Annotated in this window: 15 protein-coding genes; 10 read left to right on the top strand and 5 right to left on the bottom strand. The window is 48.1% G+C overall.

Features of this window, described 5'->3' with window-relative positions:
* The first annotated feature begins 97 nt into the window (after positions 1–97).
* Positions 98–2,902: an SEFIR domain-containing protein gene (locus ACFSX3_RS02150; protein ID WP_209991391.1), complete on the top strand. Its 2,805-nt coding sequence runs from the start codon at positions 98–100 to the stop codon at positions 2,900–2,902.
* 219 nt (positions 2,903–3,121) lie between these two features.
* Here ACFSX3_RS02150 and ACFSX3_RS02145 read toward each other — a convergent pair whose 3' ends face one another.
* On the bottom strand, positions 3,122–3,541 hold the full coding sequence (locus ACFSX3_RS02145; RefSeq protein ID WP_209991389.1) for a hypothetical protein: 420 nt from the start codon (positions 3,539–3,541) through the stop codon (positions 3,122–3,124).
* 323 nt (positions 3,542–3,864) lie between these two features.
* Positions 3,865–4,782: an ArsR/SmtB family transcription factor gene (locus ACFSX3_RS02140; RefSeq protein ID WP_209991387.1), complete on the bottom strand. Its 918-nt coding sequence runs from the start codon at positions 4,780–4,782 to the stop codon at positions 3,865–3,867.
* Positions 4,783–5,009: 227 nt separating this feature from the next.
* On the opposite strand from ACFSX3_RS02140, the gene ACFSX3_RS02135 reads away from it, so the two are divergent.
* Together ACFSX3_RS02135 and ACFSX3_RS02130 are read left to right on the top strand one after the other, a co-directional pair.
* Positions 5,010–6,806, top strand: coding sequence for a glycoside hydrolase family 2 protein (locus ACFSX3_RS02135; protein ID WP_209991385.1), 1,797 nt, complete (start codon positions 5,010–5,012; stop codon positions 6,804–6,806).
* Between the two features lie 36 nt (positions 6,807–6,842).
* On the top strand, positions 6,843–7,958 hold the full coding sequence (locus tag ACFSX3_RS02130; protein WP_209991383.1) for a glycoside hydrolase family 88/105 protein: 1,116 nt from the start codon (positions 6,843–6,845) through the stop codon (positions 7,956–7,958).
* 359 nt (positions 7,959–8,317) lie between these two features.
* Here the strand turns inward: ACFSX3_RS02130 and ACFSX3_RS02125 are convergent, their stop codons facing one another.
* On the bottom strand, positions 8,318–10,276 hold the full coding sequence (locus ACFSX3_RS02125) for a carbohydrate-binding protein (protein ID WP_209991381.1): 1,959 nt from the start codon (positions 10,274–10,276) through the stop codon (positions 8,318–8,320).
* Between the two features lie 226 nt (positions 10,277–10,502).
* Entirely contained in the window at positions 10,503–12,755 is a 2,253-nt protein-coding gene (locus tag ACFSX3_RS02120) for an FAD-dependent oxidoreductase (protein ID WP_209991380.1), read from the bottom strand.
* Between the two features lie 138 nt (positions 12,756–12,893).
* Here ACFSX3_RS02120 and ACFSX3_RS02115 point away from each other — a divergent pair, with 138 nt between their 5' ends.
* From ACFSX3_RS02115 to ACFSX3_RS02105, 3 genes are all read left to right on the top strand, one after another.
* Positions 12,894–13,691 carry an AraC family transcriptional regulator gene (locus ACFSX3_RS02115; protein ID WP_209991378.1) on the top strand — a complete coding sequence of 266 codons (798 nt, stop codon included), beginning with the start codon at positions 12,894–12,896 and terminating at the stop codon, positions 13,689–13,691.
* A 127-nt stretch (positions 13,692–13,818) separates the two neighbouring features.
* On the top strand, positions 13,819–14,187 hold the full coding sequence (locus ACFSX3_RS02110) for a hypothetical protein (RefSeq protein ID WP_209991376.1): 369 nt from the start codon (positions 13,819–13,821) through the stop codon (positions 14,185–14,187).
* 211 nt (positions 14,188–14,398) lie between these two features.
* Positions 14,399–14,554 carry a hypothetical protein gene (locus tag ACFSX3_RS02105; protein WP_339223499.1) on the top strand — a complete coding sequence of 52 codons (156 nt, stop codon included), beginning with the start codon at positions 14,399–14,401 and terminating at the stop codon, positions 14,552–14,554.
* Between the two features lie 25 nt (positions 14,555–14,579).
* Here the strand turns inward: ACFSX3_RS02105 and ACFSX3_RS02100 are convergent, their stop codons facing one another.
* Positions 14,580–15,449 (bottom strand): helix-turn-helix domain-containing protein, encoded by an 870-nt coding sequence (locus tag ACFSX3_RS02100; protein ID WP_209991373.1) that lies wholly within the window; start codon positions 15,447–15,449, stop codon positions 14,580–14,582.
* Between the two features lie 73 nt (positions 15,450–15,522).
* Between ACFSX3_RS02100 and ACFSX3_RS02095 the strand changes: the two genes are divergently transcribed.
* The 4 genes from ACFSX3_RS02095 to ACFSX3_RS02080 are packed head-to-tail and all read left to right on the top strand — an operon-like array spanning position 15,523 to position 18,160.
* Positions 15,523–15,702, top strand: a complete 180-nt coding sequence (locus tag ACFSX3_RS02095; protein WP_209991371.1) for a pectinesterase family protein — start codon at positions 15,523–15,525, stop codon at positions 15,700–15,702.
* A gap of 11 nt (positions 15,703–15,713) precedes the next feature.
* Complete coding sequence (locus ACFSX3_RS02090; protein WP_379312551.1) at positions 15,714–15,908, top strand: hypothetical protein; 195 nt, start codon at positions 15,714–15,716, stop codon at positions 15,906–15,908.
* Between the two features lie 54 nt (positions 15,909–15,962).
* The gene (locus tag ACFSX3_RS02085) at positions 15,963–16,997 is read left to right on the top strand and encodes a dienelactone hydrolase family protein (protein ID WP_209991369.1); all 1,035 of its coding nucleotides are present in this window, start codon (positions 15,963–15,965) and stop codon (positions 16,995–16,997) included.
* A 35-nt stretch (positions 16,998–17,032) separates the two neighbouring features.
* Entirely contained in the window at positions 17,033–18,160 is a 1,128-nt protein-coding gene (locus tag ACFSX3_RS02080; RefSeq protein ID WP_209991367.1) for a glycoside hydrolase family 88/105 protein, read from the top strand.

Here is an 18,160-nt window from a genome sequence, read left to right as displayed (position 1 = left end):
TGAACTGTATCACAATTAGGGGCAATTTTTTTTAAAAAAAGTTTAATGAATTTATTAAAAGCCTTTGCATTTTCTGGTGAAAGAAAGAGGGGCAGCAATGGAACAGGTAAAAAAAGTTTTTATAAGTTATAGTCATGATTCGGATGAACATAAGAACAAAGTGCTCTTGTTATCAAATCAGTTGCGTGAGGAAGGAATAGATTCTGTAATAGACCAGTATGATGAAAATCCTGCTCAGGGTTGGGCCCAATGGATGATTGAGATGATTAAAGAATCTGATTATATTATTGCTGTTTGTTCAGATAATTATTGTACTCGTTTTGAGGGAAATGAGCAGGAGGGGAGAGGAAAGGGAGGTAAGTGGGAGGGGAAGTATATTCTACAGTTTCTATATGAAGCGGAGAAGAATGAACGAATTTTACCAGTGGTCTTTTGTGAGGAAGATATAAAATATATTCCCTTGGCTTTAAGGCCCTATACCTATTATAATCTCCAAAATGCATATGAAAAATTGTACCGCTTCGTAACTGGGCAACCTAGAGTTATAAAACCTCCACTAGGAAAAATAAAGTCTTTCCCTTTAGAAAAGTATGGTGATGCAATAGTATCTTTGGAAGATCCTAAAGAAATTGAGAACAAAGAGGTAGACAAACTTATTCGCAAGTCAAATGCACGAGTTTTAGTAAGAATGCAGGCAATAGGTATTCCTAGAGAAATAGCCATTAGTTTACTTGAAAATTCAATCATAAAGAGAGAACTCATTGAAATTAGTCCTACTAAGGAATGCCCTCTTATAGTTGCGAGTGGAGAGATGGGAATTGGTAAGTCATACATTACTGAAGAGATTTATCGTCAGGCGTTGATAGCAGTGAAGCAGGATATATCAGCCCCTTTTCCAATTTATTTGAATGCAAATGAGGCTCGAAGTGGAATAGAATCAAAGATTAATGATTTTTTAAGTGTCTTCAATCCTATTAATCGTAAAAAGATTTTCGTGATTATTGATGGTGCCGATGAAGTAGGTACGAGTTATGCCAAAGAACTATTAAATGAAGCAAGATATATAGTTAACTCTTGGGAAGATTCTAAGATCCTTATTACAAGTCGGCCTCAAATAAGTATTAATAATATCCCCGAAATAAGAAGCATAGAGCCTCTTTCAGAGGACGAAGCAATTAAATTGATTATCTTTATAGCTGGGGAGAAATTTCAGCCAAGTAATATTTATAATTGGTCCGAGGAGATAAAAGATGCAGTCAAACGGCCTTTATTCACCCTTTTGGCAGGTGTTTACTATAGAAATAGAACAGATTTTAGTTCGAGTTCTATTTCGAAAATTGAACTGTTGAACTTTTTAATTACTCAATCGATAGAGAAAACCGGAAAAAGAATAAACGAAGCTAGGTTTATGCTTCAAAAATTAGCCATACTAACCATTGAACGTGATAATAGTTTTATCCCTGTTAATGAAATCGGATTCACTAAGGATTTAGAACTCTTAATTGATACTGGGTTTGTGGTATATATAGATACCAAAAGCATAATTTCTTTTTCGCTACCAATAATTTCTCAGTGGTTTGCTGCTGAAGCAATTGCAAACGGACAGAGAAGTGTCTCTGATTTATTGATTAATTCATCTAGAATTGAGAATTGGAAGTATCCATTAGCGATTTTCCTAGCTAACTTTTCAAGCGAGACTGTATCAGGTGTTTTTGGAGAATTAGTACTTAAACATCCTGGCTTCGCTTCAATTATTATTAACGAAGGCTTGTCTACATGGGGTCTCTCTAATGAGGTATTTCCACCACCTGCATTAGAATGTGGTAATCAAATAAGATCCCGTATGGAAGTATGGATACAAGCTATTGGACCTTTGAAATACCTCATTGCTCCCTTGAAAGATGGGAAAGTGAAAAAGTTAGGCGTTAGAACGGAGGGGGCTCATCTTACTACATCATGGTATGAAGGAGAGAGGGATATTACAGATGTTGTAATTCTTCAGGAAGGTATATTCTCAGAAGGTAATATATATGAATGGCCGTCAATGAGAAGTGCGCGTCCAGGTTTTCAGTCAGCATGGGCTTGGAGATGGACACTTGAAGAATTGCAAAGCAAATTAAGTAAACTTCTCAAGGAATATTCTCTTCCAATTGATACTGGACCACTTATGGATGAATATATTTGGAGAAGTGCATTGACGGTACTTAATAAAGGTTCGCTTCATTCCTCGCCGATAGAAATTTCTGAGATAAAGCATCGAAAATCCAAGGTAGGAACTGTAGATAATTATTATATTAATGGAAAAAAACATAATTTAAATTATTTTTACGACTGTATATATAATCTAGAGAGACTAGGACAAAAAGTAATCGTTCCACCCTGGCCTGGTCCTGATATTATTTCAAGGGAAAATTGGGTATGGAGTGATTTTTCTGGTGGGCAGCTATTGTCCAGAACAATAGCTATATATTCAGCGGCGCTATATGCATATGCACAATTAGTAGAAAAGTGGTTTCCTAATTTTAAACTCGTAATGGATATGGGTTCAACTCTCCCGGCAATTTTTCATGGAGAACTGACACTACCTTTTGAGGGCAATGGACCAACACTTTTTTGGTATCTGGAGGCTCTACCATTAGAGGTGAAATCAAGGGTAGATATTCAAATAGCTGATGAGTCCACACATAGTAGGCGGGAGGAATTATGGAATGATGTATCAAACTTTGAAAAGCTTCAATACATGAGACCAAATTCTCGGGGTTTTAATAGATATACTCTTACTGAAGAAGTACTTGACATATTTGGACATTCTCCTGTAACGGAAATTGTGTATTCATGGATTTGGAGAGATTTAAAACATATTTCCTTAGTTAAAGGATCGCTAGGCAGAAGATTTTTTTGATAGGAGTAATTTAGAAAGAATGATAAAATTGACGAGTAAAATGAAATTCAATAAAAGTGATAAGGTCTCTAGATAAGATATCTTATCATTTTTAATGCCGTTCATGGTTTGATTTGTTTTCCCTTTCAGCTATCGCATGATGCAGGCTGCATGAAAGGCAAGAGAGTTATTGTACAAAAAATAGCCTAACCACAGCGAATATGCTGAGAGGTTAGGCTGTTATTCGTTTTGGGTCTTGTCCAGTAACTGGGCGAACTCCTCTTCGCTGTCACTGTAAGTAGAAATTCCATCTCTGTGATCTTTTTGAGCTTGTTGAAGTTGAGAGAGAACACCTTCATCTTTGAAGATAACCGAAGTCATTTGCTTCTTTTGTTCATCTGTAAGTATTCTGGTTATTCGAGCCACTCTCGGTCTACTAAAAACACGAATCTCAACCTTCAATTTTTCATTTCCGGTATGTGACACAATCACGCCGTCCTTAGATTGTAGAAGCTCCATAGTCGCTTCTTGGGGGTCTTGAATAGCACGGATCAGTGCGACTTCATCCACAAACTTAGTGTTGCCTTCGGTATGTGATGCAAGGATTTGCAGCTTGACGTATTGATTGGGATAAATTTTCCGAACCTCTTCCCATTGCATGGCTGGCACCTCGAATTTGGTTTGTCCTTATATTGTATCAGAATATTATCCATAAAAAAGCTCTCCAAAACGATGTACATCGTTCATGGAGAGCCTTTTTGCGTAAGCACCTTGGGAGATTCGAAGCCTATATAAGAAGCACTAAAGAAACTAACAAAAAGCAAAAGAAGCGGAGGGGAAATTTGGAACTGGAGGAGCGGCAGCGACCGCCTTTGTCACCGGATTTCCACCGCGAAGAGCGGAATAAATCAAGAAATCTGGGGACAACAGCGGCCGGAAGTCCAAATGTTCACCGCAGTGACGATGAAGCTTCAAGTTCAAGTCTATTCCGCTTCAGTGTAGAATATTTTAAGCAGCATATTCTGCGGATAATTTCCAAAGTGCTCCCCGAAAATAGTAAGTCCACCTTTGTTCTTAGAGTGATCATCAATACCAATCTTCAACCGGATGAAGGGGGAATCTTCGATCTTTAGTTGGGCAAGGGTAACTGATGATATTTTTTGACCGTCTATTCCTGTATCTTTCTTGGTGACTCTTAAATGCTTCAAAAGGCCGTACTGGCTTAGTTCATTATCCCACCAGGCTGGTGTTAATTTCCCGCGCACATCTGAAAAATTACCCGGAGCCGTCCAGGTGCCTAGAAAAACATCGTTGATATAAAAAGCGATATCACTGGGCCAATTATTGTTGGAACCAGGGAACTCTGAAGAGAGCTCTAAGGATAACTCTAATAATTCTGCAGTGAAATTGTGGTTGAAATCATTCGGAATCATATATTCAACGAAGCCCTCGGCAAACCAAAGTAAGGAAGCCTCAATCCGGTCATTGGAGACGAAGGTCCGTTGATCATCTAACTTTCCGATTACTTTGGCGGGGCTGGCTAATCCGCATGTAGGGGTGACCGAAAAATTAGAATAGTATCCGAGCTTAATTTCATTAGTGATTACATTAAAAGGAAGATGGAGCTTCTTCGGTAAGTTGAGGGCAATATGATCCACAGCAAGAATGAAATTCTTCTTACGGCTATCGGTAACCTCTAAATTGTCCTGGAGCTTGATGATCTTGGCGTCCTCCAGTAAACGGATATGGCGTGATACGATGGCTTTGCTTAAATTTAACTTTTTGGCGAGCTCACTGACCGTAAGCGGTGTATGTAACAATAGTTTGAGAATGGAAGCTCTGGTGTCAGAGGCCAGTGCTTTCAAAACAGAAATACCATTCTCATCGAGTTCTAAGAACATAAGTACCTCCAATTGTTAACTTTTTAGTTTACAATAAACGATCTGGTTAAGCGCTAATTTTATTTAGTATACCACGAAGTTGAAAATAAGGAATTACACTGATATAAGCTTGAAATAGCGCTTTCATCATGATAGTATTTGCTTGCTTGTAAAGATGGTTTACTGTAAAAAACGCAAAAAAGTTAACTATTATTGTTGCAGACTAATAGGGTAGGAGATGAAGCTGGATGACACACAGGATGGAATATCCGCGTCCACAGTTAGTTAGAGACGCATGGCTTAACTTAAATGGAGCATGGCAATTTGAATTTGATGATAAGAATGTTGGAGCTGCTCAGCGCTGGTTTGATCCAAGTGAAAATTTCAGTCAGACCATTCAAGTTCCCTTTGCTTTTCAAACCCCGGCGAGTGGAATACACGATACCTCTTTTCATGACTATGTCTGGTATAAGCGTAATTTCACACTTGAGCCAGGTTGGTATAAACAGCGTGTTGTCTTACATTTTGGAGCGGTAGATTATAGAGCCTGGGTGTATGTGAATGGTCATTATATCGGTATGCATGAGGGAGGACACACCCCATTTTCCTTTGATATTACACATGCCTTAACCGGGCAGGAGGAACAGGTGACTGTTCATGTGGAGGATCCTTCACAGGATGAGACAATACCCCGGGGCAAACAGTTCTGGGTAGAGAAGCCGGACAGCATCTGGTATACCCGCACGACAGGGATATGGCAGACCGTGTGGCTGGAGGCGGTGAACCCTGTTTATATTCATCAGGTGAAGTTTGAGCCCGATGTAGATCGGGGGAGCATTGGAATAGAAGTTGAATCTGAGGGATATGGATCAGAGGAATTAGATGTGGATATTCGGATTTCTTTTCAGGGAGTCCCTGTTATTCAGGATCGAGTACGATTGCTGCAGCCCATAACACGTAGGACGGTAGATCTGTTTGGCTTGAAAATCTTCCGGACAAACTTTCATAACGCCGGCTGGACCTGGACTCCGGAAACTCCTAATTTGTTCGATGTTGAAATGAAGCTGTACGATCATGGGGTTGAGGTGGATGGTATACAATCGTATTTTGGCATGCGGAAGGTTCATACAGAGAACGGTATGGTCTATCTGAATAACAAACCTTATTATCAAAAGCTTGTACTCGACCAAGGTTATTGGCAGGAAGGATTGCTTACTGCGCCCACGGATGAACACCTGAAGCAAGATATTGAATTAGCCAAAGAATTAGGGTTCAACGGTTGCCGTAAGCATCAGAAGGTAGAGGACCCGCGGTTTTTATACTGGGCAGATCGTATAGGGTTCCTTGTATGGGGAGAATGTGCGGCCAGCCCCTCCTACAATAGTGATGCTGTAGCCCGGTTAACCAAAGAATGGATTGAGATTATTGACCGTGACTTCAATCATCCCTCTATTGTTGCCTGGGTTCCGCTTAACGAGAGCTGGGGAATTCCGATGGTGAAATCGAATAAGCAGCAGCAGTATCACAGCTTAGCCATGTATAGTCTTATTCATTCCTTGGATGATACCCGGTTAGTGATCTCGAATGATGGCTGGGAAATGACACAAACTGACATTTGTGCGGTTCATAATTATCAGCATGGCAGAGCAGATGAGCCGGATAAGTATGAAGAATTCAAGCGGATTCTGTCCACGAAGGAAACGATGCTTGCTTCCAAGCCATCCGCCCGCAGTGTATATGCAGATGGTTATGAGCATCGGGGAGAGCCCATCCTGTTAACTGAATTCGGCGGGATAAGCTATAAGGCTGGCGCTGACGATGGCTGGGGATATACCAGCGCACAATCCTCAGAGGATCTTGTTCTGGAATATGCAAGAATCATGAAGGCCATATACGCTTCTAAGATTATTTATGGTTATTGTTATACGCAGTTGACCGATGTGGAGCAAGAAATTAACGGCCTATTGGCCTATGATCGGACACCCAAATGCGATACGGCGTTAATTAAAGAAATTAATAATCAATGGCATCTGCGGACCATTTAACTAGAACATATTGAATGACAAGGAGCTTAGGAATCCATGACAAATGAAATATTGCTTCAAAAAATTGGGCTGGTAGTAGATAAGCTGATGAATCTGGGCGGCAGCGACTATGAAAAGGATAAAACCGTGGTTCAGGCCGATACAAGAGTAGGGATTGTGCAACGGGATTTCGGAATTGAAGAATGGGACTGGCCGCAGGGCGTCGGTCTGTATGGTCTTTACAAGCTGCAGAAGGTTTACGGCGATACGCGTTATATGGAATTCTTTCAGAATTGGTATTTCCGTAATCTGGAGGCGGGACTGCCTTCCAAAAACATTAATACGACAGCTCCTTATTTGCCTTTGGTGCTGCTCCTGGATCAGCTGGAGCCTTCCAGCGAACTGGAAGAGCTATGCCGGGAGCATGCGGATTGGCTCATTCATGAGTTGCCCAAAACCAAAGAAGGCGGCTTTCAGCATACGGTCACTGCCATTGGCAACCGGGATGGAATTCACCTGCACAATGGACAGTTATGGATTGATACGCTCTTCATGGCGGTTCTGTTTCTTAACCAGGCGGGGCGCAAGTTTAACCGGCCGGAGTGGGGGCATGAAGCTGAACACCAGATTTTGCTCCATATCAAGTATTTGTTCGACAAGCATACCGGCCTGTTCTTCCACGGCTGGAGCTTCGAGCGTAATGATAATTTCGGCAGCATCTTCTGGTGCCGCGGCAATTCCTGGTTCACCTATGGGATCGTCGATTACCTGGAAGCCTGCCAGGATTCGATTAGCCCGGGTATCCGGAAGTTTCTGATTGATACGTATACAGCTCAGGTCAATGCCTTGGTATGCCTCCAGGCAGCTTCCGGTCTGTGGCATACAGTCCTGCAGGACCCGTCCAGCTATGAAGAGGTATCCGGGTCGGCCGCTATTGCCGCAGGTATTATCAAAGGCATCAAGGCCGGTATTCTGGATTCTTCCTATCAGGCTGCGGCAGACAAGGCCATTCAATCGGTATGTCAAAATATTAGCGGAGATGGAACCGTGCTGAATGTGTCGGCCGGAACCGGTATGGGAATGGATAAGGAGCATTACAAGAACATTACCCTCATGCCGATGGCATACGGACAGTCCCTGGCTCTTATTGCTTTATATGAAGCGTTAAAATAAACTGAGAAAAGCCTAATCCTTGAGCATGTACGCCAAAGGATTAGGCTTTTTTCCACTTGTCTCCTGGAGCCGGTTACCCGTACACCCGCCCCCCAATGATCTATGTTAAGATTACATTAATTCACACTTGAATATTTAACAATTATTCGACGAACGGGGAGAGATAAGTAATGACCGACTTTACAGCGATTCGAGAGCTGTTCCATATTACGGAACCGTGCGGATTCGATAATGAATCGTTAACACCGTGGCAGTGGACGGAGCAGTAATCCCCGCCCCCCGGCAAAAGTCCCGTATACGCCAAACAAGGGCCTGACCACAGTCAGGCCCTGCTTAACATACATCAAACCGTTTCCATTCTATTTGAACTGGAACCAAGTTAAATTGGCAACTGTGGTTGAATCTGATTTCACAAAAGTAACATATACCGTATGAGTTCCTACCGCTGTCCCGGCATTAAGCGGGATATTCTTGAGGGACCATGTCTGCCATCCGCCTGTGCTTTCTGCCGTCCAAGAACCCAGCATAGGGCCTGTAGGACTGTCCAAGTGGAATTCTATCTTTCCGCCGGAGTTAGCGGATGCAACCTTCATATCAATACTTGTTTTAGCTGTACTGCCAAAGTCTACATTTTTAAATGCTATATAGTCGCCATTACTGCCTCCACCCACATCCAGCCCTCCGTCCGTGCTTGACTCATAGGACATAACACCTGAACTAAGGTTATAGCCTTCCGCTTCAAATTTCAATGTGTTGAATTTTGGCTCTGCAGCATAGCTGTTCGTATCTGTTATTTTCAAATCTGTCAAATTATTTACCGCAACTCCACCGACGCGAACATTGTTTAATGTCACTCCGGAGACCGTAGATGTGTCATTCCAACCCTTCATTATTGAAACTTCACCCAAAGCGCGTAAATTGATATTATTATAGACCACATTTTTGATCGGACCGGTTTTTGCAGAAAGATCAAGCCATCTGGAGTGAACCCCGGATCTTGGCCAGAAGCCTTCTACATCTATATTGTCGAATACGATGTTCTGTGCTGCTGGAGTTCCATAGAGATGACCTACCGCTAAAGCGCGCCAGCACCGGTATACATAAGAGTTTTTAACAACGATGCCATCCTGAAGCTGTTTCACTCCATCTCCGACCTTGAATGCTCCACATCTGCTCCAGGCCAAAGCATCATCGACCACTACATTTGACTGGTTTTCAGGAGTTCCCGGCCAGTTTGCAGCGATATCCGTAGTGGCTACATCCCATGTCTTAAAGGAGTAAGTGTCATCTTCCGATACTGCTACAGTGTGTTTAATGAGTACATTCTGGCTCTCTTGAATGTCTATGGCATCATTCTCATAATCAAGTTCATTGTTGTTGAAGTGCTTGGTATTCTGGAAAGTCACGTTATTAGATCTTGTAACGATTGTAGCCCAGCCACCGCTGTCTCTGATGGTTATGCCGTCAACCGTGAAGTTGCTGCACTGCAAGGGTACAAGAATATTGTTCAAATAATTGTTTGTATTTCTCATATAATGGCCATTGCCGTCAATCGTTCCCCTGCCGTATATCTTAATATTGTTTGCATTGGTTTCGGTATAAATAAACCAGGTTCCATCCTTATTCAGAGAATTCTTATGGAAATGGGTAGTGTAATCGCTTGGATTTCCTGAACCCCTTATTACAGAACTACCCTCCAGATAAACCGAAACATTGCTTTTTAGAACAATGTTACCGCTCTTGTACACGCCGGCTGGAACGTATACTATACCGCCGCCTGCTGCGTTAGCCGCATTAATGGCGTTTTGTATGGCAGTTGTAGCCAAAGTGGCACCGGTACTGTCAGCACCGTACCCGGTTTTAACATTGTATATCCCTGTACCGGATGAAGCCGGAACATTGGTTTCAAGAGCATCTGCCGCAATCACCAGATCCTTCAGGTTATTGATTTTAACGATAAGATAGGTTGGTGATGAAAGTGTAAAGGTAAGTGTATTTCCGCTCTTGGCTGCAGTGATTCCCAAAGCTTTGGGGGAAATATTATAGGTATTGATTGGCTCACTTGCTGTTATTGTGATTGTAGTCGTACCTGAAAAAGAGAAATTACAATAATTATAGTTTACAAATACCTCCGAAGTGTCGATTACCGGTATATTGGTAGAGTCTGCTGTTACCGTGTATTGATTGGTCGTGGTATAGACCGACGGTAACGGATAACTTACAATTGTACCCGCTGCACTTGCTGTCAAAGGAACGACAGCTACAAGACTGGCGAGCATACAAACAATTAAACTTAATAACCTTAACCGTTTTAACATAAATGAACACCTCTTTCATATTTTTTAGAAAATACTATTTATCCCTTCTGTATTCGCTTACAACCTGATTATAGTTTGATAGGCGCATCCGGATAAGGCGGGTAATCCCACATTAAGGGCAGATTTCTGCAGCAGCTTTATGCAGAAAAGGGAGGCAATCTCCGCCCTGCGGAAATCCCTCCCCTAATGATTTTTATTCTTTTCCAAGATAATGCCCGAAAGCGATTTAACCGTACACCCGCACTTCAATAATCTCCGCGTACTCACTGCCGTTGGTCTCCAGGACCACGACCCGCAAGCGGCCGGTGGTCGCAGCTTCGTTCAGCGTGTGTACCCGCTTGCGCTTGTGGTTGGCCTGAGCTTCTGCAACCACCGTCCATTTCCCGCCGCTATGGGCTTCGATCCGGTAATCCTTGACCAATGTAGGCAGGATCTCGGCGTCTGTGATATGGTGATGCAGGTTGATCAGATCCTCGTTGACATCGTCATTGAAGGTGATGTGTACCTGACAGATGGTAACGGGTTCGTTCCAAGTCAGTTCCAGCCACTCCGGCTGGCCGGAGGACATCCGGTCAGAGGACCACTGATGCGGCCCGCCGTAAGGACGGAGGTAGCCATCAATCACTTTGTCTGCGGCGAAGGCGCTCGTAGGAGCAGACAGGCGTAGGCATGGGGCTTTGTGGTCATACTTCTTTTTGTCCCATTGCACTACGGGCTGTGCAGGCGGATTCTCGCCGAAGTCCCGCGAGGCTGCGGGGGTCTCGCTATGCCTGTAGGCGAGTATTCCCGAAGCGGGCTCATCTGCCATATGCAGCGACAGTGAAGGATTGGCCTTGACGATCAGGAATGCGTTGCGCGGTGACTCTGGCTGCCACTGAACCGGGAGCTTCACCCACTGGGCGGCTCCGGCCTGAACGGGAGCTGATACAGACTGGATTAACGAATAAGGAATATAATTCTCGGGCCGTCCGGTCTCCCATAGCTCTACCGTCAGCTCTGCGGCTTCGGCCGCATCGATCAGCAGTTCAATTCCGTCCAGCCCCGGATCGGCCGCAACGGTGATGCCGATGTTTGCTGTGAGCGGGACGCTGAACGCGGATTGCTCCACACAGAACCGGCTCCGCTCGCTGGAAGCGCTGAGCGCGGCCTTCAGCGCCAGATCGGCATCATCCTCGTTGCGTAGCCCGAGGACGGAAGCGTCCTGGCGCAGCATCGTCTGCTGCAGCTCGTTCAGGTGGGCCGCATGCAGTTCGCGCGGCGATATTCCCTTGGCGGCGCAGAGTGCCGCGCCGATACCGGCGGCCTCGCCGATGACCGCGCAGGTAGCCATGACGCGGGTCGTGCCGAACGCGACATGCGAGGCGCTGATGTCGCGGCCGGCCATCAGCAGATTGCTGACGTTCACCGAATACAGCGAACGGAACGGGATGTGATAGCTGCCGTCCGAATACATATGCTTCGAGCCTGACTCTGTAGCGTACACTCCCTGCGGCGGATGCAGGTCAATGGACCAGCCGCCGAACGCCACGCGGTCCGGGAATTCGCGCTGGGCTAGGATGTCGTTCTGATTCAGGACATAATCGCCAATGAACCGGCGGTACTCCCGCTTGCCTGGAGTTGAACCGACCCATTCCAGCGTCATGTTGTCAGCGTCGAATTTGCCGGAGTTCTTAATATAGTCCCAGATCCCGTAGATAACAGACCACAGCTCGTCGCGGATGGCCTCATTGTCATGAACGGTGTCCTGCTCGCCGCCGAATTCGATCCACCAGTAGGCACAGCCGTTGTCGCCGCTGCGGATGATGCGGCGCTCGGCAATAGCGGTTTGTGTAATATCCTTTGCCATGGCTGGAGCGATATATTTGACCGGATGGCCTGCGTCCTTGGTATAGAAGAGCAGTGTGCTGCCGAGCGTAATATCATCTGCGACCAGCGGCGCCCATTCCTCATTATATTCTTCGCGTGCTTCACGGCCCAGCCGGTATGCTGCACCTGCCAGGAAGCCTACCAGGCCATCCCCCGTACAGTCCAGAAAGACCGCGCTCTCAAAAGTAATTCTCCGCTCTGACCCCATCATCCACCCGGTCACGGACCGGATGCTCCGCTGGCCGCTGCCATCCTCGTAAGCATCGACCTCATGTACATCCGTGTTCAGAAACAGCTGAATGTTCGGCTCGGCCTTAACCGCTTCAAGCACAACCATATCCCAGAGATACGGATTGCCGTCTTTGTTGCGGTACTGGTTCTCCACAAATAGCTCCCCCATAATTCCCGTTTCACGGGCATATCGGTGAATGCCGTGCGAGGTTGCGCCGCATACCCATACCCGCACCTCGCTGCTGGAGTTACCGCCGAGTACCGGACGGTTATTAATCAGTGCCACACGCTGGCCCAGCCGGGCTGCTGCAATCGCCGCGCATACTCCTGCCAATCCGCCGCCTACCACTGTTACATCCGTGTTGACCGTTTCACTACGCATTGTTGAATCTCTCCTTTGGTGTATGTTAATATATCCGTAGTTTCATGATAAAATAATCGATAATCAAATGAAATGCATATAATTTCTTGATCTATATACTTTATTTCAAATGATAATGCAACCTAAGGAGAGTCAGACATGCGCATGAATTGGTCGGTTCGTCCGGCAGCCCACATCTATTGGGAGCAGAAAAAACAGTTCCTGCTGGAGCACGACACCTATCCCGTGTGGACCTTATTTGCGGTTGAGCAGGGACAATTCGCTTACCGCTTCGGAGACCACGAAGGGGAGGGCGGGTTCGGGGACATTATTGTATGTCCGCCGGGGGCAACCTTTTACCGGAGAACGCTTAGTCCGTTGACCTTTCATTTCATACAATTCGTATGGGAGGAAGAGGAGGGACCGGAGGACGCCGCAACGCTTGGAGGCCAATGGACTGTCCGGGATGTGGAGCGTTTGAAATCTACCTACCGCTATATGCGGAGTATCGGTAGAGGGATTCAGGAGGAGCCAGGCTATAGCCGGATGAAGCATATGGTGGAGGATCTCTGGAGGTTGCTTGAAATCGAGCGCAGCAGCGCGGCCGAAGAAGTACACTCCGGTGAGACAAATCCGGGTCCGCAGATGCAGCAGGCACGGCAATGGCTGCTGGAGCATGCTTGCACCCCCATGACTCTACAGGAGCTGGCAGGTGTCCTTAACATTACACCGGTACAATTAACGCGGCGTTTCAGAGCGGCCTATGGAACAGCCCCCTCAGACTTCGTAACCGGACTCCGGCTCAGACGGGCCTGCCAGCTCTTGGAGGATTCCAAACTGCCCATTGAACTGATCGCCCAGCAGTGCGGTTACGAGAACGGCTTCTATCTGAGCCGGGTGTTCTCGGCGAAGCTGGGATTAACGCCATCCCGGTACCGTAAGCTGCACCGCGTATAATTAATAACGATTGGCGGAGAAATTAAATTTTGCCGCTCCAGAGACCTATTCGCTCTATGTGAGGAAGTAAGGCAGAATCGTTGTAGTAATATATGGGTATGTAGATGGAATAGGGAGGGGGAATTGCATGCTTAAGCATTGGCATAGGCTGTTCTTGCTGGTTGCAGTATTCTTATTGATTGCTGGCTGCGGCCCTACGAAAGCAGATGTCATTGATCAGCTAGTGTCCAAGGAAGAGAATGTACTCCACTTGCATATGTTCTCCAATTCACGGGATTGGGATGATGAAGTAAATGAGGTGCTTAATTCCGAGCCTGCGCTTGTGGAGCATATCCCGCATGTGACTGTGCATACAGAGGAGAAGAAGCTGAAGTGGCTGGAATTACTGGGACTGGAAGCAAAACGGCCCGTAATTGTGATTTTTGATCATGAACAAATGGTGTATCACACAAGTGAGCCTGAACAGTTAAGAGAGTATGCTAAGACGCTTGATTAAAACAATCTGATTCATTCATTTCAGCGAACTACAACGAGAGTGAATTCTACTTCCATAGTGCAGCGACAGTAAGGGATGTTATCCGTCCCCTGCTGTCGCTGTTTCTGTTTGCAGGACAAGGAAGTATAAAAAACAGGAAAAAGAACATAGAAAGCGCAAGAAAATTAAACTTATACGAACTATAATTGGTTATGCTTACCTATCGGAATGTATGCCAGTGCAGGCGGGGCATCATCCTGCGCCATGCCGCAGGTTGAAGCTGGACCGGATCAGGCTGCAGACGCAGGAGGAGCCGCAGGTACAGATGCATAAGTGCAGTGATGTTGAGCTTCTCCGTTCAGGAGAGCTGGCCATCACAGAGCATTAAGCAGAGGTACGGGGCGGACCGGATACTACCCTCCGGACTCCGGTGCAGGCTGCGCCCCCGCTTCCTTACGGTACTGGAGCGGGGTCAGGCCGGTTGATTTTTTGAAAGTTTTATTGAAATGGGACAGATGCTCGAAGCCGACTGCTCCTGCAATCTCCTGGATTCTGGCGGGGGTTCCGGCCAGCAGACGCCGGGCCTCGCGGACCCGGATATGGACGATATATTCCCGGAAATGAAAGCCGGTCAGGCGATGAAATACCCGGCTCAAATAGGAGGGGCTGATGAAAAAGTCCTTAGCGGTCTCCTCCAGCGTAAGCGCTTCCCGATAATGGGCACGGATATAGGTGGCGACCTCGGTTACCAGATGGTGCAGCGGATGGCGGGTGCCGCCGGCCTGGGCCGTGCTCTCCGAACGCTGGAGCAGAATCATCAGCTCGGTCAATAGCGCGGTGACACAGGCTTCGTAGAAGGGCCGCCGGATGCGGGATTCCTCCTGCATGCGGTTCAGCAGGGACTCCGCTTCATTCTGCTCGCGCAGGGTCAGCCTGAACAAGCGGTAGCGGTGGTTCTGGAACCACTGCTGCTCATCCCTCAGTGCCGGAGGCAGCAGCAGCGGGTCATAGTTGATCAGAATCCGCTCGAACTCGGCCTTCTCGGAGCTTGCTGTGGAATGGAGCTCGCGGCTGGGAATCAGAATCAGTTCGCCTTTATGAACCGTAACCACCCGGTCGTCCACAAAATATACACGCTCCCCGTCCGTCAGATAATACAGCTCAGTCTGTTCATGGCTGTGGGGGCGCGGCATCGCAGTGATGCCTTTGCGCTTCATATGCTGGATGCTGAAGCGCCCGTCTTCAAGATAATATTTGGGATTAGGGCCAGATACGCTGTTCATACATCTCCTCTTCTCCTGCAAGCCGTTACGGTTATTATAGAATACATTCAGGTTGCCTTGAAAGGAGCCGTCCATGTTAATTATAGTCTCGAAGAATGCCGGAGAAGGATTCAGCAGTCTGCAGGGGGCGCTGGATTCCATTCCGCCGGGGGAGATGCAAGCCGTAACCATACAGATTAAGCCCGGGATCTATGAGGAAAAGGTTACGGTCGCCCGCGAAGCCCCGCCCATGTCGCCTTCATCCGCACGGTGATGGACGGCTCGGTGACCGGCGAAGGCTGGCATAACTGGGGGCAGCCGGACCGGGAGCAGACCAGCCGCTATGAAGAGTATGGCAGCAGCGGCCCGGGCGCTTGCCCGGAAGGCCGGGTGGTGTGGTCACGCCAGTTAACTGCGGAGGAAGCCGCACAGTACCGGATTCTGTCTGTGCTGGACGGCTGGCATCCTGAGGGCTATTAATCGCTTGGACCGCGGTTCACCCATACCCATTAACAGGATTGGAGGATTTCCCTGATGGAATCACTTGAACAATATATCAATCAACTGACGGCTGCTGCACCGCGAAGCTCTGCCTTCAGCGCAGAGCTTCCATTCGGACAATGGCGGGCTTCTCTTACCGCCGGGTTCATAGAGCGGCTGGGCAGATTTCCCGCTCAGAGGGCGGCGCTAGAACCGGTACAGCTGGAGCGGACAGTCTGCAGCGGATATATCCGCGAACGGGTCGAGATTACCACCTATGAAGGACTGCGAATGGCTATGTATCTTTTGCTCCCGGAGCAGCCGCTGTCAACGCCCTGCCCGGCTGTGCTGGCTATTCACGGGCATGGCTACGGCAGCCGCGAGATCACCGGCTTGAATTCAGACGGGTCGGAGCGGACGGGGGACCCGGGTCTGCATAAGGATTTTGCCGTCTCCCTGGTGAAGCAAGGCTTCGTTGTTGCGGCTCCCGAGGTACTCGGATTCGGAGACAGGCGTCTGGCTGAGGATCTTGCCAGCGGCGAGCCTGGACAGAATTCCTGCTTCCGCCTGTCCGCGGCGCTGCTGATGACAGGGCAGACGATGGCAGGCTATCGCATCTATGAGACGATGCGGGCGCTGGATTATCTTCAGGAGCGGGAAGAGGTTGACGGGGAGCGGATCGGTATTATGGGCATCTCCGGCGGCGGGCTGGTGGCGGGCTTCACGGCTGCACTGGATGAACGGATCAGCAGTGCGGTGGTCAGCGGCTACGCCAATACGTTCGCAGCCAGCATTCTCACCCGGCATCATTGTCTGGATAATTATATTCCGGGCATTCTGCTGGAAGCAGAGATGCCGGATCTGCTGGGCCTGATTGCTCCGCGCGGGCTGTTCCTGGAGGTAGGGGACGCTGATCCGCTGTTTGGTCCCGCCGCCGCGAGGCAGGCGCTGGACCGGCTGGAGCAAATCTATGCGGCAGAGGGCCATGGCGGGCGGCTTGCGGCGGATTTTTTCACAGGGGGTCATGAGATTCATGGGGAACCGGCGTATGCCTGGCTGCTTAAGCAGCTTGCCGGTCCGCAGGAGTAGGGTAACAGGTAGCGTAGACGACAGGAGGAATAGAGATGTCTATATCAGAAGCAGTAAGCACAGGCTTATCCCGCAGAATTGCGGATACCTTCATCGGTCAATGCAATGAACAAGGGGAGCACGAGTATGTAATGGAGCGCTGGGCGTATGTCCCCGGCATGCTGCTGATGTCAGTGGCCCGGGCCGGGGTGCAGCATAGCGAGCCTGAGTACCTCTCCTTCATGCAGCGGCATATGGACAGCTTCATCGGGGAGGACGGGGTCATCCGCTCCTATTCGCTGGAGGAATATAACCTGGATCAGATCAACCAGGGCAAGAATCTGTTCTGGCTGTACCGTCAGACGGGTGAGCAGCGCTACGCGGAAGCCGCCCATCTGCTGGCAGCGCAGCTCATCGGACAGCCGCGGACCTCCGAAGGCGGCTTCTGGCATAAGAAAATATATCCCTTCCAGATGTGGCTGGACGGATTATACATGGCTTCGCCGTTCCTGGCCGAATACGGGGCGGTCTTCGGGCGTCCGGAGCTGATCGATGAAGCCGCCCGTCAGCTGCTGCTGATTGAGCGCAGAACCCGTGATCCGCGTACCGGCCTGTTCTATCACGGCTGGGATGAATCCGGGGAGCAGGAGTGGGCGGATTCCTCCACCGGATTGTCCGCACATTTCTGGAGCCGGGCTATGGGGTGGTACGCGATGGCCGCTGTGGACTGTCTGGAGCACTTCCCGCTGACCCATCCGAAGCGGGGAACGGTGATGGGGATTTTTCAACGGATGTGCGGTGCGCTGGTTGAGGTGCAGGATCAGGAGAGCGGCCTCTGGTATCAGGTGCTGGATCAGGCGGGACGCAAAGGCAATTACCTCGAAGCGACAGGCTCCTGCATGTTCGTCTATGCGATGGCCAAAGCCCTGCGGCTGCGTTATCTGGAGCCTTCCTTCAAGGCGGCGATGCTTCGAGGCTACGAGGGAATCCTTAAGCATCTGGTTACCGAAGATGAACAAGGCGTTCATCTGCACAAGATCTGCCACGGGGCAGGGCTCAGCAAAGACCGCAACGGCTCCTACGATTACTACATTTCCGAAGCGGTTGTATCGGATGTACCTATGGGTGTAGCGCCGCTGCTGCTGGCTTCTCTTGAAGTGGAGAGGTATGCTGCCGGGCAATAG

The organism is Paenibacillus rhizoplanae (assembly GCF_042684125.1).
Taxonomy (GTDB): Bacteria; Bacillota; Bacilli; order Paenibacillales; family Paenibacillaceae; genus Paenibacillus_AQ; species Paenibacillus_AQ rhizoplanae.
Note: the sequence above shows the minus strand (reverse complement) of the source record. Positions and strands in the feature narration are given on the sequence as shown.